The 14,244-nt window shown below is 67.2% G+C and carries 8 protein-coding genes; 2 read left to right on the forward strand and 6 right to left on the reverse strand.

All coding sequences use genetic code 11. The features are described 5' to 3' along the window. Positions 1–80: 80 nt before the first annotated feature. Positions 81–3,137, forward strand: a complete 3,057-nt coding sequence (locus HAV22_RS12315; protein WP_166859365.1) for a TonB-dependent receptor — start codon at positions 81–83, stop codon at positions 3,135–3,137. 142 nt (positions 3,138–3,279) lie between these two features. Next, positions 3,280–4,857 carry an aldehyde dehydrogenase (NADP(+)) gene (locus tag HAV22_RS12320; RefSeq protein WP_166859366.1) on the forward strand — a complete coding sequence of 526 codons (1,578 nt, stop codon included), beginning with the start codon at positions 3,280–3,282 and terminating at the stop codon, positions 4,855–4,857. Positions 4,858–4,947: 90 nt separating this feature from the next. Here the strand turns inward: HAV22_RS12320 and HAV22_RS12325 are convergent, their stop codons facing one another. Genes HAV22_RS12325 through HAV22_RS12350 form a run of 6 tightly spaced genes read right to left on the reverse strand, consistent with a single transcriptional unit; the run spans position 4,948 to position 14,136 of the window. Next, on the reverse strand, positions 4,948–6,993 hold the full coding sequence (locus HAV22_RS12325) for a glycoside hydrolase family 2 protein (protein ID WP_166859367.1): 2,046 nt from the start codon (positions 6,991–6,993) through the stop codon (positions 4,948–4,950). A 59-nt stretch (positions 6,994–7,052) separates the two neighbouring features. Continuing rightward, the gene (locus HAV22_RS12330) at positions 7,053–8,837 is read right to left on the reverse strand and encodes an IlvD/Edd family dehydratase (RefSeq protein ID WP_166859368.1); all 1,785 of its coding nucleotides are present in this window, start codon (positions 8,835–8,837) and stop codon (positions 7,053–7,055) included. 6 nt (positions 8,838–8,843) lie between these two features. Next, positions 8,844–9,734, reverse strand: coding sequence for an SMP-30/gluconolactonase/LRE family protein (locus HAV22_RS12335; protein WP_166859369.1), 891 nt, complete (start codon positions 9,732–9,734; stop codon positions 8,844–8,846). A 1-nt stretch (position 9,735) separates the two neighbouring features. Next, positions 9,736–10,524, reverse strand: coding sequence for a D-xylose 1-dehydrogenase (xylB, locus tag HAV22_RS12340; RefSeq protein WP_166859370.1), 789 nt, complete (start codon positions 10,522–10,524; stop codon positions 9,736–9,738). A 29-nt stretch (positions 10,525–10,553) separates the two neighbouring features. Beyond that, positions 10,554–11,738, reverse strand: a complete 1,185-nt coding sequence (locus tag HAV22_RS12345; protein WP_166859371.1) for a fumarylacetoacetate hydrolase family protein — start codon at positions 11,736–11,738, stop codon at positions 10,554–10,556. Between the two features lie 16 nt (positions 11,739–11,754). Continuing rightward, positions 11,755–14,136, reverse strand: a complete 2,382-nt coding sequence (locus HAV22_RS12350; RefSeq protein WP_166859372.1) for a glycoside hydrolase family 3 N-terminal domain-containing protein — start codon at positions 14,134–14,136, stop codon at positions 11,755–11,757. Positions 14,137–14,244: the final 108 nt, after the last annotated feature.

Consider the following 14,244-nt stretch of genomic DNA (forward strand, 5'->3'; position numbering starts at 1 on the left):
AACCAGTGTTAGGCATCACATCGACCTGGCTGCATGTTAGAGCTTGTTATAAAAACACTACCTGATCATCGGGGGAGACAATGAAGAAGTTCCAGAAAACCGCTATTGCGGCGGCGGTCGCGCACGTCGCCGTCCTTTCCAGCACCGCAGCGTGGGCCCAGACCGGCGCCGACGCCGCAGCGAACGGCGCGGCCCCGGCCGTCGTCCACATCAGCGGCCAGCGCGCCGCGCTCCAGTCGGCGCAGAAACTCAAGCAGGACGCGGACGAAGTCGTCGACTCGATCGTCGCGGAAGACATCGGCAAGCTGCCGGACCGCTCGGTCACCGAGGTGCTGCAGCGTATCGCCGGCGTCACCATCGACCGCAACATGGCGGGCGACCCGAACCGCCAGTCCGTCGAAGGCTCTGGCGTGTCCGTGCGCGGCCTGACCTACGTGCGTTCGGAAATCAACGGCCGCGACGCGTTCTCGGCCGGCGGCGGCCGTTCGCTCGGCTTCGCCGACGTGGCGCCAGAGCTGATGGCTGGCGTCGACGTCTACAAGAACCCGTCCGCGGAACAGATCGAGGGCGCGATCGCCGGCCTCGTCAACCTGCGCACGGCAATGCCGTTCGACTACAAGGGCTTCAAGGGCACGGTCGGCGTGTCCGAAAGCTATTCGACCTTGCGCAAGGGCGCTCCGTCCCCGACTGAGACGATCCTGCTGTCGAACCGCTGGAAGACTGACTTCGGCGAGTTCGGCGCGCTGGTCGACTTCGCCCATGCGAAGAGCCCGACCCGCTCGGACGGCGTGGGCGTCGACCCGTACTGGCCGCACGTGAATTCGACGAACCCCGCGCTGTACGACCGCTCGCAGACCAAGTGGATCCCGCTCGGCGTCGGCTATCGCTCGCAGCAGTTCGACCGTACCCGCCGCGGCGACTACGCCGCATTCCAGTGGCGCCCGAACAAGGACCTGACGGCCGCGCTCACCTATTTCAAGACGAAGTACAAGGAAGACCTGGACGAGCACGTCGTGTCGTCGTCCGAGGACAAGTGGTACCAGCAGGTCCCGAGCGCCGACTCAGTCTTCAACGGCAACGGCGCGTTCCAGAGCGGCACGATCTCGAACCCGACCTATGGCGGTTCGCCGTTCAACAGCTCGCAGCGTATCAACACGCGTGAGTCGAGCACGCGCGACGTGTCGCTGAACGTGCAATGGCGCGCAACGCCGAACCTGACCTGGACGAACGACGTGCAGCACGTCCATTCGACGACGCAGGGCTTCGACGCCGACGTGTCGACGGGCTTCATCATGCCGAACCAGACGATGGACATGCGCGGCAGCGTCCCGCAGATCACCCTCGGCTCGCCGGCCTACATGTCCGACCCGAACAACTACTACTGGGCGTACACCCAGGAAGCGCTGGACCACGCCACCGCGACCCAGACGGCGTGGAAGTCCGACGTCAAGTTTGCGTTCGACCACCCGGTGCTGCGCGACGTGCGTTTCGGCGTCCGCATGGCCAACCGCGAAGGCGTCAACAACAAGGCACAGCCCTTCTACAACTGGCAAGCGATCACGTTCCCGTGGATGGAAGGCTGGCAGATCAACCACGTTGCCCGCCTGGGCGATCCGCGTTTTGCCGGCGGCGCGTCGCTGCAGCAGATCGACAACTTCTTCGGCGGCAAATACAACCTGCCCCCGATGCTGTTCGCGAACGAGGCGACGGTGCGCGGCTTCCCGGACCAGTGGTCGAAGATCCACGCCTACCACGACGTCCTGTGCGCGGAAAAGGGATCGAGCTGCACGCCATGGGTTGCATCGAGCTTCAACAGCCCGGCCGCAACCAACACACAGGACGAAAAGACCCGCGCGGCCTATGCACAGCTCCGCTTCGGCTGGGATGACCTGCAGCATCCGATCGACGGTAACGTCGGCCTGCGCTACGTGAAAACGAAGGACGTCGGCAGTGGCTATGTCGCATTCACGCCGCCGAACCTGAACCTGCCGACGGATGGAACCCCGGTATCCGGCCAGGAAAACCTGATCAACATCGCCCGGTTCGCGCAGAAGATGTCGGCGGAGAACACGTACCACAACTGGCTGCCGAGCCTGAACCTGCGCATGAAGTACAACGAGCAGCTGCAGTTCCGCTTCGCCGCGTCCCGTTCGATCTCGCGTCCGGACTTTGGCCAGCTGCAGGTCCAGACGACGTTGAATGCGACGAACTCGCAGACGACGACCAAGGACGCCAGCGGCAAGACGACTTCGGTCCATTTCGACGGCACCAGCCTGAGCGGCAACAGCAACGGCAACGCCATGCTCAAGCCGACCACGTCGACCAACTTCGACCTGACCGCCGAGTGGTACTTCGCCAAGGCCGGCTCACTGACGTTCGCGGCGTTCAGCAAGGACATCAAGGACATCGTCACGACGCAGTCCTACGACTACGTCCGGAACGACGTCAACGGCAAGCCGCAGTCATTCGTGGTCACCGGCCCGGTCAACGGCGCCAAGGGCTCCGCGCGCGGTTTCGAGATCGCCCACCAGCAGTATTACGATTTCGTCCCCGACTGGCTGAAGGGCATCGGCACGCAGGCCAGCTGGACGTACGTCGAGAGCAAGCAGAGGCTGAACCATCCGGTGTTCTCCGCATGGTGTTCGGGTAACGACGCCGCGTCGAACTACAACCTGTTCATCAACGGCTGCGATACCGACGCCCGCGCGTTCGGCAACACCCCGATGCAAGGCCTGTCGCGCCACACGATCAACCTGGCGGTGATGTACGAGCAGCACGGCCTGTCGATGCGCCTGGCGTACAACTGGCGCTCGCGTTACTTGCTGGGTGTGACGCAGTGGGGCAGCCGCGGCAACAATGGCCTGAACACGAATCCGGACGCGCCAGCCGGCAAGTTCCTGATCCCGACGACGAACAACGACCAGGCGTTCGGCCTGCCGCTGTACCAGGCACCGTACGGCCAGCTGGACGGCTCGATCTTCTACGACTTCACGGACAAGTTCCGCGTCGGCCTGGAAGCCACGAACCTGACCAACTCGTACACGCGCCAGATCATGCAGCAGCACCCCGGCGACTTCACGCGCCAGGTCTTCATGAGCGGGCCGCGTTACACGGTGCTCGCGCAGTACTCGTTCTGACGGCACGGTTCCCGCGCCAGCGGGATTCTGTCGGATTGTCTACAATCGACGCTTGATCGACACCGCCGCCGCCGCGGCCCGCGAGGCCACGGCGGCGGTGCCGTTTCCGGCGTTTCCACTTCGCTTGACACAAGGAGCCCTTATGAACATCCAAGGCGACATGATCATCGGCCGGCAGGCCGTGCACGGCAGTGCCGGCACGGTGCGGGCCTTCAATCCGGCCACGCGCGCCGAGATGGAGCCCGCGTTCGGCGCCGCCAGCATGGACGACCTGGCCGCCGCCTGCTTGCTGGCCGAGGCCGCGTTCGACCCGTATCGCAGCCTGCCGCTCGAGCAGCGTGCGCGCTTCCTCGAAACGATTGCCGACCGCATCATGGACATCGGTCCCCTGCTCATCGAGCGCGCATCGGCCGAGTCGGGCCTGCCGGCCGCGCGCCTCGAAGGCGAGCGCGCACGCACGTGCAACCAGCTGCGCCTGTTCGCCAAGGTCGTGCGCGACGGGCACTTCCTCGACGCGACCCTCGACTCCGCCCTGCCCCAGCGCACGCCGCCGCGTCCGGACCTGCGCATGCGCAAGATCGGGCTGGGCCCCGTGGCCGTCTTCGGCGCCTCGAACTTTCCGCTCGCGTTCTCCGTCGCCGGCGGCGACACGGCATCCGCGCTGGCCGCCGGCTGTCCCGTCGTCGTGAAGGCGCACAACGCGCACCTGGGCACGTCGGAACTCGTCGCGAAAGCCGTGCGCCAGGCCGCCGAGGATTGCAGCATGCCCGATGGGACGTTCTCGATGCTGATCGGGACCGGGTTCGAGATCGGCCAGGCCCTCGTGTCGCATCCGGCCATCAAGGCCGTCGGCTTCACGGGCTCGCGCGCGGGCGGGCTCGCGCTCGTGAACGCGGCGCAGGCGCGCAAGGAACCGATTCCCGTCTACGCCGAAATGAGCAGCATTAACCCGTTCTTCCTGCTGCCTGGCGCCCTCGCCGCGGGCGGCGCAAAATTGGCCCAGGGCTTCGTCGACTCGTTGACGATGGGCGTCGGCCAGTTCTGCACGAACCCCGGCCTCGTGATCGGCCTCGCGGGCGCCGAACTGGACGTGTTCCGCACCGCGGCCACCGAGGCGCTGGCCGCCAAGGGCGCCGGCACGATGCTCACGGCCGGCATCCACCAGACCTATGTGGACGCCGTGGCGCGCCGCTCGGGCCTCGCCGGCGTGGACCTCGTCGCGCAGGGCGGTTCGGAAGGCTGCGGCTGCGCCGCGCAGGCCGCGCTGTACCAGACGGGCGCCGCGACGTTCCTCGCCAACAGCGCGCTGGAAGAAGAGATCTTCGGGCCCACGGCGCTGATCGTCACGTGCGCGAACGAGAACGAACTGCTGGAAGTGGCGCGCCACGTCGAAGGGCAGCTGACGGCCACGATCCACGCGACGGCCGCGGACCGCTACCTGGCCGGCCGGCTGATGCCGACCTTGGAACGCAAGGCGGGCCGCATCCTGTTCAACGGCTTCCCGACCGGCGTCGAAGTGTGCCACGCGATGGTGCACGGCGGGCCGTTCCCGGCCACGTCGGACAGCCGCACGACGTCGGTGGGAGCGACCGCGATCGAGCGCTTCCTGCGGCCGGTGTGCTACCAGGACGTGCCGGCGGAGCTGCTGCCGGAAGCGCTGCGCGACGAGAATCCGCTGGGGCTGGCGCGGATGGTCGACGGGACGCTGCGAGTGGCATAAAACCGACCGGCATTGCGTAGGGTGGGCACCCCGTGCCCACGCGGACGCTTGCGTCTAGTCTGCGTTACGCGTGGGCTCGGGGAGCCCACCCTACCGCGTTAATGTCCACTCGACTTGGTCAGTCAATGTCCCGGCCTGCACTTCGATCCGGTTCGTACCTGGTGCCAGGCGCACCGGCCAGCGCGCGATCTGGCCATCGACGGCGCGCTCGCCCAGGTCCACGCCGTTCACGCGCAGCCGCACGGCCGGCTGGTTGCTGTACACCTTGACTTCCGTATCGGCCGCCGTGCGCTTCACGGCGCGCCGCGACGTGATGTACACCATCGGCTTCTTCGCCCAATTGGCCTGGTACCAGTAATACGCATCCTTGCGCACCTGCCGGTCCATGCTGACGAGGCCCTTGTCGTTGACGCCGCGCACATCGCCCTCGTCGCGACCGCTCGACGCGAAATCGAAGCCCGTCCACACGAACGACGCCCACAGCCACGGCGCCGCCTCGACCTGGCGCCAGGCCGCCTCGTGGTACAGCGCCTGGTACTGCTCCGGGTGCCAGCGGCTCGGCGCCACGGGACGGCGCGGCGGGTCCTCCTGCTGCTGCGCGCTGCCGCCGGCGCCATACTCGCTCAGCGCTTCCGGCGTGCGCGGACGCGCCGCGTGGTTCGCCGCGAGGAGCGGACCGAGGTCCGCGAACGCCTTGTCGTACCAGCCGAAATACACGTTCGACGCGATGGCGTCCGTGTGCATGGCCTGCGGCCCGTCGATGGGCGCGCAGCAGTTCGCGTACACGGTCGGACGGCTGGGATCCTCGTCTTTCAAGAGCCGCTGCATGGCGTCCAGCAGATGGGCGCTCGTGTCGTCCACCTTGTAGATCTCGTTGCCCAGTCCCCAGACGAATACGGACGGGTGATTGAAATTCTGGCGCACCAGTTCGCGTGCCTGCTGCGCCGCATTCGCGGTGAACGCCGCGCTGGCGTCGACTTCCGACGTCAGCGGCAGTTCCGTCCACACGAGGAATCCTTTGCGATCGGCCAGCGCGTAACTGTGTTCGTTGTGCTGGTAGTGGGCGAAACGCAGGCCCGTGACGCCGAGATCGTCCAGGATGCGGTAGTCGGCGTCGATGTCCGCGTCGGAGACCGCGGTGCCCTTGCCCGGCGCCCAGGTCAGGTGCACGTTGACGCCGTGGACGCGGTACGGGCGATCGTTCAGCAACAGGCCGCGATCCGCATCCAGGCGCACGGTGCGCACGCCGACCTCGGTGTCCACGCGGTCGAGCGGCGCCGTGTCGCCAGCCCGCGCCACCGTGACCTCGCTGGCGTACAGATACGGGTCGTCGACGCCCTGCCACAGGTGCGGCTTCGCGAGCACGGCGTCGAGGTCGACGGGTACGGTCGCGCGGGCCGGCAGCACCGCCGTACCTCGCGTCGTCGCCACGACCTTGCCCGCGGCGTCGCGCAAGCGCGCCGTGACGGTCACGCGCTCGGGCTGTGCGCGCTCGTTCGTCACGCGAGTACGCCAGTGCAGGCGCGCGCGTTCCGGCGTCACCTCGGGCGTGCCGACGTACACACCGGGACCGCCGAAGTCCAGCATGTCGACGTGGACTTCCTGCGTGGCCACCAGCCGTACGCTGCGATACATCCCGCCGTACAACGTGTAATCGCCGCCCAGCGGTGCGACGCCGGGCTGGCGCGCGTTGTCGACCCGGACCACGAGCGCATTGGCGCCTGCATGCAGATGGTCCGTGACGTCGAAGCGGAAGCGCGCGAAGCCGCCCTCGTGGCGGCCCACATGCGTCCCGTTCAGCCACACGTCCGTCGACAGCGCCGCGCCGTCGAATTCGAGGTAGACGCGGCCCGGTCGTGGCTGCGGGGCCGCGAGGGTGCGGCGGTACCAGCCCGCGCCGCGGTAAGGCTGCGCCGTCGTGGCATCAAGCGCGTTGAACGTGTGCGGCAGCGCGACCTTCGTCCACGCGCCTGGTGCGGGCGCGGAAGAGTCGGCGCCGTCGCCCTTGATGAATTCCCAGCCGTCGTCCAGGCCGACGACCGTACGCGGGGCCGCTGCCCCGTGGGCGGCCGCCATCCAGGCACAGGCCAGCGTCAGTGCGAGGACACGGCGGAAGCGTATTGCGAAATCGAGCATCGATGTATCCGATATAAAAAAAGGGCCCGCGAACGGGCCCCTCGGAGCGACCGCGAGGATCAGTGATTATGGCGCGGCATGTCGTGACCGACGCCGCGGTACGGCAGCGCGAGCTCCATGCACGCCCCCGTGTGCAGCTGGCCGACGGTGGCGCGGTAGATCTGCTGCCACGGCGTCTGGTTCGGCGGGATCGCCGGCGGCGCGTCCTTGCGGCGCGCTTCCAGTTCCGCGTCGGAGATCTGCACGTCGCAGCGGCCCGTGTTCAGGTCCACGCGCACGACGTCGCCCGTGCGCAGCAGCGCCAGGTTGCCGCCCGCCGCGCTTTCCGGCGACGCGTTCAGGATCGACGGGCTGTCCGACGTGCCGGACTGGCGCCCGTCGCCCAAGGTCGGCAGCGCATTGATGCCCTTCTTGATCAGCGCATCGGGCGGTTGCATGTTGACGACTTCGGCCGAACCGGGCCAGCCCACGGGACCGGAACCGCGGATCACCAGCATCGTGCGCTCGTCGATGTTCAACGCCGGGTCGTTGATGCGGTGGTGGTAATCGTCCGAACCGTCGAACACGACGACCTTGCACGCGAACGCGTTCTCCGAGCCCGGCTCCGACAGGTAGCGCGCGCGGAACGCATCGGAGATGACGCTCGTCTTCATGATCGCGAAGTCGAACAGATTGCCCTTCAGGACCATGAACCCAGCCTTGTCCTTCAGCGGCGCATCGAACGGCCAGATCATCTCGCGATCAATGCTTTCGCGGCCCACGAGGTTCTCGGCCATCGTCTTGCCGGTGACGGTCGGACGCTTCGAGCGCAGCATGCCCTTCTGCTCCAGTTCCCACATGATGGCGGGCACGCCGCCGGCACGGTGGAAACGCTCGCCCAGGTATTTGCCGGCCGGCTGCATGTTCAGCAGCAGCGGCACGTCGTAGCCGTATTCCATCCAGTCTTCCGGCGCGATCTCGACGCCGGCATGGCGTGCCATCGCCACGATGTGCGGCTGCGCGTTGGTGGACCCGCCGATCGCGGCGTTGACGACGATGGCGTCGATGAAGGCGTCGCGCGTGAGCACCGCCGACGGACGCAGGTCCTCGAACGCCATGCCGACGATGCGGCGGCCCGTCTCGTACGCCATCTGGCCGCGCTCGCGGTACGGCGCGGGGATCGCCGAGCATCCCGTCAGCGACATGCCCAGCGCCTCGGCGACGGCGTTCATCGTCGACGCCGTGCCCATCGTGTTGCAATGGCCGGCGGACGGCGCGGACGCGGTGGCGATGTCGATGAATTTCTGTTCGTCGATCTCGCCGGCAGCCAGGCGGCGGCGGCCTTTCCAGATCGCGGCGCCGGAGCCAACCAGTTCACCCTCGAACCAGCCGTCCAGCATCGGGCCGCCGGACAGCACGATGGCCGGGATGTCGACGGTGGCGGCGGCCATCAGCTGGGCCGGCGTCGTCTTGTCGCAGCCCGTCGTCAGCACGACGGCGTCGATCGGATAGCCATGCAGGATCTCGACGAGGCCCAGGTAGGCCAGGTTGCGGTCCAGTGCCGCGGTCGGGCGGCGGCAGTTCTCGAAGATCGGGTGCAGCGGGAATTCCATCGGGATGCCGCCCGCGTCGCGGATGCCGTCGCGCACGCGCTTGGCCAGGTCCAGGTGGATGCGGTTGCACGGCGAGATGTCGCTGCCGCTCTGGGCGATGCCGATGATCGGCTTGCCGGAGCGGAGTTCTTCCGGGGTGATCCCGTAGTTCATGAAGCGCTCGAGGTAGAGCGCCGTCATGTCGATGCGCTCCTCGTTGTCGAACCAGTCCTGCGACCGGAAGCGCTTCGGTTTGCTGTTCTGTTGTGTCATTCCGTATTACTCCTGCAGCCGCAGCACGTGGTGCGGCAATCCGGCCGTCTCGGCGCGGAAGGTGAACAGCGCGCCCGCGAGCGGCTGCTGAGACAGTTCCTCGGCCGACAGGCCCTTGCGTGCCGACGTCGCGTAGACGGTGCGCAGGTCGTCGCCGGCGAAGGCCAGCTTGGTGATGTTCGAGCACGGGAAGCGCACTTCGCCCACCTTGCCGCCGGAAGGATCGCGGCGTTCGATGCGCCAGCCGCGGAACACGGCGATCCACACGTGGCCTTCGGCGTCGACGGCCATCCCGTCCGGCCAGCCGCCGTCCGTGATCTCGGCGAATAACCGCTTGTTCGACAGGCCGCCATCTTCCGCCAGGTCGAAAGCATACACCCGTTTATCCAGCGTGTCGGTGTGATACAGCGTGCGCCCGTCCGGGCTCACGGCCGGGCCGTTCGTGATGATGTAGCCGTCGTCCATGCGCACGACGTGCTTGCCGTCGAAGCGGTACAGCACGCCCGTCGGCTGCTCTTCGGCGTCGTCCATCGAACCGAACCACAGGAGACCCTGCGCGTCGACGTGGCCGTCGTTGAAGCGGTTGCCGTTGACGTCCGCCTCGACCTTCACGAACGGGACGAATTCGCCGGTCGCTTCCACGAAGCGGTACAGGCCATCCTCCAGCGAGACGACGAGGCCGCCGTCGGAGGCGCGCACGACGAAGCTGACCTGACCCGGCGCGTCCCAGCTCTTCCGGTCGGACCCGTCGGCCGCGCAGCGGTGCAGGCGACGACCCTTGATGTCGACGAACCAGACCTGGCCGTTCGGGGCATCCCACAGGACGCCCTCGCCCAGCGTGGCGCCGACTTCCCACAAGGGCGTGGGTTGCGTGCCCGGGGCGCAGTCAGTATCCATCTTATGCGCCATACCAACCCGCGTCGACGAAATACTCGCGGCCGGAGATGTGGCGCGCATTGTCCGACGCCAGGAACAGCGACAGCGCCGCCACGTCTTCCATCTGGACGCGCTCGGGGATGCACTGGCCGGCCAGGATGCGGGCTTCTTCGTCCGGGTTGTGCCACAGCGCCTTCTGGCGTGGCGTGACGACGGCGCCCGGGACCACCGTCACGGCACGGATGCCGTGCGGGCCGAATTCGCGCGCCATGTTGCGTGTCATGCCTTCGATGGCGGCCTTCGCCATCATGTACAGGCCCAGTTGCGTGTGCGGCAGGTGCCACGAGATCGAGCCGAAGTTCAGCAGCACGCCGTACTTGCGGGCTTTCATGCCGGGGATGACGGCCTGCGCGCAGAAATACTGGTGGCGCAGGTTCACGTTCATGCGGCTTTCCCAGTACGCGGGCGTCACGTTCTCGATGTCGTGGCGGTCGTCGTTCGCCGCATTGTTCAGCAGGATGTCGACGCCGCCCGCTTCCTCTTCGATGTGGGCGAAGGTCGCCTTCAGCTCGTCCAGATTGGTCAGGTCGCACTTGATGAACTTCGGTGCGATGCGCGAGCCGGCCAGCGCGGCCTCCAGCGCGCGCGAGGCGTCCTCGGCGATGTCGAGGAAGTACACGCGGGCGCCCTGGCCGGCGAAGGCCGTGGTCAGCTCGGCGCCGATGCCGCTGCCGCCGCCGGTGATGACGACACGCTTGCCTGCGAGGTCGGGGAACGTCGCGTAGACGAATGCTTGGTTTTGTTCAGACATGATTTTCGTTATATTCAAAGGCGCGCCGGTCAGGCCGCGCTGGACAGCAGGCCACGCTGGGCCAGGTTGGCGTACAGCGCGCGTACGCCGAAGGTCCACGGTGCGATCGCATCGCTGCGCTGGACGGTGTTGACCAGCGTGCCCAGCGACGGCGTGGAGATGCTCACGCGGTCGCCCGCGTGGTGGGTGAAGCCGCCGCCTTGCGCATCGCGGTCCTTGATCGGCGAGAACATCGTGCCGAGGAACAGCATGAAGCCGTCCGGGTACTGGTGGTGCTTGCCGCAGGTCTGACGCACGAGGTCCAGCGGGTCGCGGCTGATCTCGCGCATGAAGCTGGCGCCGGCGAGTTCGAATTTGTCGTCGACGCCTTCGATCCGCATGCGCACTTCCGCGTTGCGCAGGGTGTCGATGTCGAAATCGCCGTCGAACAGGCGGATGAACGGGCCGATGGCGCAGGAGCCGTTGTTGTCCTTCGCTTTACCCAGCAGCAGCGCGCTGCGGCCTTCGATGTCGCGCAGGTTGACGTCGTTGCCCAAGGTCGCGCCCACGACTTGCGCGCGGCTGTTCACGGCGAGGACGATTTCCGGCTCAGGATTGTTCCAGTGCGACGACGGGTGCAGGCCAACGGCGGCGCCGTGTCCGACGGCGGACATCGGCTGCGACTTCGTGAACACTTCGGCGTCCGGGCCAATGCCCACTTCCATGTACTGCGACCACATGCCGCGCGCGGACAGGTCGGCCTTCAGGCGCATGGCGGCCTCGCCGCCCGGCTCCAGTTCCGACAGATTCGTGCCGATGGTCTCCTGCAACTGCTGGCGCAGTGCGCTCGCGCGGGCCGGATCGCCCTTCGCCTGTTCCTCGATCACGCGTTCCAGCAGGCTGACGGCGAACGTCACGCCGCAGGCCTTGATCGCCTGCAGGTCGCACGGCGCCAGCAGGCGCACGTCCGCGCCTTCGTCGCCTTGCAACGCGGCGGCCACCAGCGCGTTGACGTCACCCAGGTCCTCGCCGTCCGCGTCGCGCACGATGGCGACGAGGTCGTCGCGCTCGAACAGTTCGGACACGGTCGGCGCATGACGCGTGATGTCGACCACGCGGCCGTTACGCACGGCGACGACGGCCGGGCCGTTGATGTTACCTGCACGCCAGACGCGGCCGACCATCAAGGCCTGGTCGAGGTCCTGCGGCAGCGGATTGGCTTGGATAGCTGTCATGTTGTTCTCTCTTGGGTTATGCCACCGTGAGCGTCGTCTTCTTCAGGTCGACGCTGTTCGGTCCTGCGAAAATGGTGAACGTCCCCGGCTCGACGACGCGCTTCATCGCGACGTTGTAGAACCACAGGTCCGAAGGTTTGATGTCGAACGACACCGTGCGCTGCTCGCCCGGCTCCAGGGTGACGCGCTGGAAGCCCTTCAGTTCCAGCAGCGGACGGGTGACGGAGCTGACGTCGTCGCGGATGTACATCTGCACGACCTCGTCGCCGCGCACGCCGCCCACGTTCTTCACGTCGACGTGCACGCGCGTCGTGCCGGACACTCCCATGCGGTCCTTGTCCAGGCGCGGCGCGGAGATCTCGAAGCGCGTGTACGACAGGCCGTAGCCGAAGGGGTATAGCGGGGTCGTCACGTCGTCGATGTAGCCGCGGCGGCTGCTCGGCTTGCGGTTGTAGAACATCGGCAGCTGGCCGACGTCGCGCGCGATCGTGACCGGGAGCTTGCCGCCCGGGCTCACGCGGCCGAACACGAGGTCGGCGATCGCATGGCCCGTCTCCTGCCCCATGTACCAGCATTCCAGCAGCGCGTCGGCGCGCTCGGCGAGGTAGTTCACGGACAGCGGACGGCCGTTCAGCAGCAGCACGACGGTCGGCTTGTTCAACGCGAAGATGGCGCGCGCGAGATCGTTCTGCTGGCCGATGAGGTCCAGCGACGTGCGGTCGCCCAGGTGGTTGTCGGCCCAGGCCTCGCGCGCCGTCTGCTCGTTGTCGCCCAGGACCATGACGATCGTGTCGGCCTTCTTCGCCGCTTCCACCGCCTCGGCGATGAGGCGCGCGTTGACGTCCGGCTTCGTCCACACGATCTCGTCCTGGCCCCACACATGGCCTTCCGTCAGGCGCACACCTTCCGCATAGTCCAGCGCGAAGCCGTGCGCTTTCGATTCTTCCTGCAGCGCCTCGTACACGGAGACGACGTGGCGCGGCTTGTCGGAGTAGCCGCCGATCGGCGTGTCCTTCGCGTGCGTGCCGACCAACAGCAGCTTGCCGACCTTCTGCGGCGCCAGCGGCAGCAGGCCCTTGTGGTTTTTCAGCAGCACGGCGGTACGTTGCGCGGCCTTGCGCGCGAGGGCGATGGCTTGCGGCGTGGCCGTGCGGGCATCGGCCTGCGCGACGTCGGCATACGGATTCTCGAACAGGCCTGCCTCGAACTTCAGGCGCAGGATGCGGCGCACGACGGCGTCGATTTCCTTCGTCGTGATCTTGCCTTCCTTGACCAGCTCACCCAGCACCGCGTAACCGGCGGGGTCCGGCGTCTCGATGTCGACGCCGGCCTTGAACGCAGCGAGGCCGCCTTCCTTCACGGAGCCGACGAGGTGGTGGCGGCCGCCCAGTTCCGCAACCGCCATGTAGTCGGACACGGTCAGGCCCTGGAAGCCCCACTCCTTGCGCAACACGTCCGTCAGCAGCCAGCGGTTCGCGTGCGACGGGATGCCGTCGATCTCGTTATACGAAGGCATCACGGCCGCGATCTTCGTTTCCTTGATGATCTTCTCGAACGGCGGGAAGAAGTCTTCGCGCAGCGCGCGCTCGCCCACGTTCGCGGGGCCGATGTTGGTGCCGGACTCCGGCTGGCCGTGGCCCGTCATGTGCTTCAAGGTCGCGTAGACCTTGTCCTTGGCGAGCGGCAGCGAATCGCCCGAGAAGCCCAGCACGGCGGCCTTGCCCATCGTGCCGCACACGTGCGGGTCTTCGCCATACGTCTCTTCGATGCGGCCCCAGCGCGGCTCGCGCGCCACGTCGACGACGGGCGCCAGCGCGAGGTTGGCGCCGCGCGCACGCATCTCCTGAGCGGCGAGCGAAAATATCTGCTGGACGAGTTCCGGGTCGAACGTCGACGCGAGGCCGATCGCCTGCGGGAAGCTGGTCGCCTCTGGCGCCACATAGCCGTGCAGCGATTCCTCATGCATGAAGACAGGGATACCCAGGCGCGTCTGCTCCAGCGCCCATTTCTGCACGGCGTTCACGTATTCCGCCGTCTCCTTCGGGCCGCGGTTGCCGACGGCGCCCGAGTTGCCGGCGTTGTTGTCGGCGCCGATCTGGCGGTCGGACGGGCGCGCGAACATGCCCATGCCGTTCGGGTGCACCTGCTTCGCCTTCTCCGCCGAAAAGCTCGTGTCCGCGTTCTGCAGATCCTTCTTGGTGAGCCACACGCACTGCAGCTGGGCGATCTTCTCGTCGAGCGTCATGCGCCCGAGCAGATCGTCCACGCGCGTCGCCACGGGCGCGTTCGCGTTCTTGTACACCGGCGTGGCGGCCTTGGCAGCCAGCGCGCCCGGCACGACGGCCATGCCGGCCGCGCCCCCGACCGTGGCCAGAAACTCCCTGCGTTTGATACCCATCGACTTTGTCTCCAACTTGTTTTTGTAAGTGAGCCTGCCTGGCATGCGGTGGGTCTGCGCCCAACATTCCAATAACAAAAATGTTACCGCAACCATTCCAGTCTAATC

This window comes from Telluria antibiotica, from assembly GCF_011682055.1.
In the GTDB taxonomy this organism is placed as follows: Bacteria; Pseudomonadota; Gammaproteobacteria; order Burkholderiales; family Burkholderiaceae_D; genus Telluria; species Telluria antibiotica.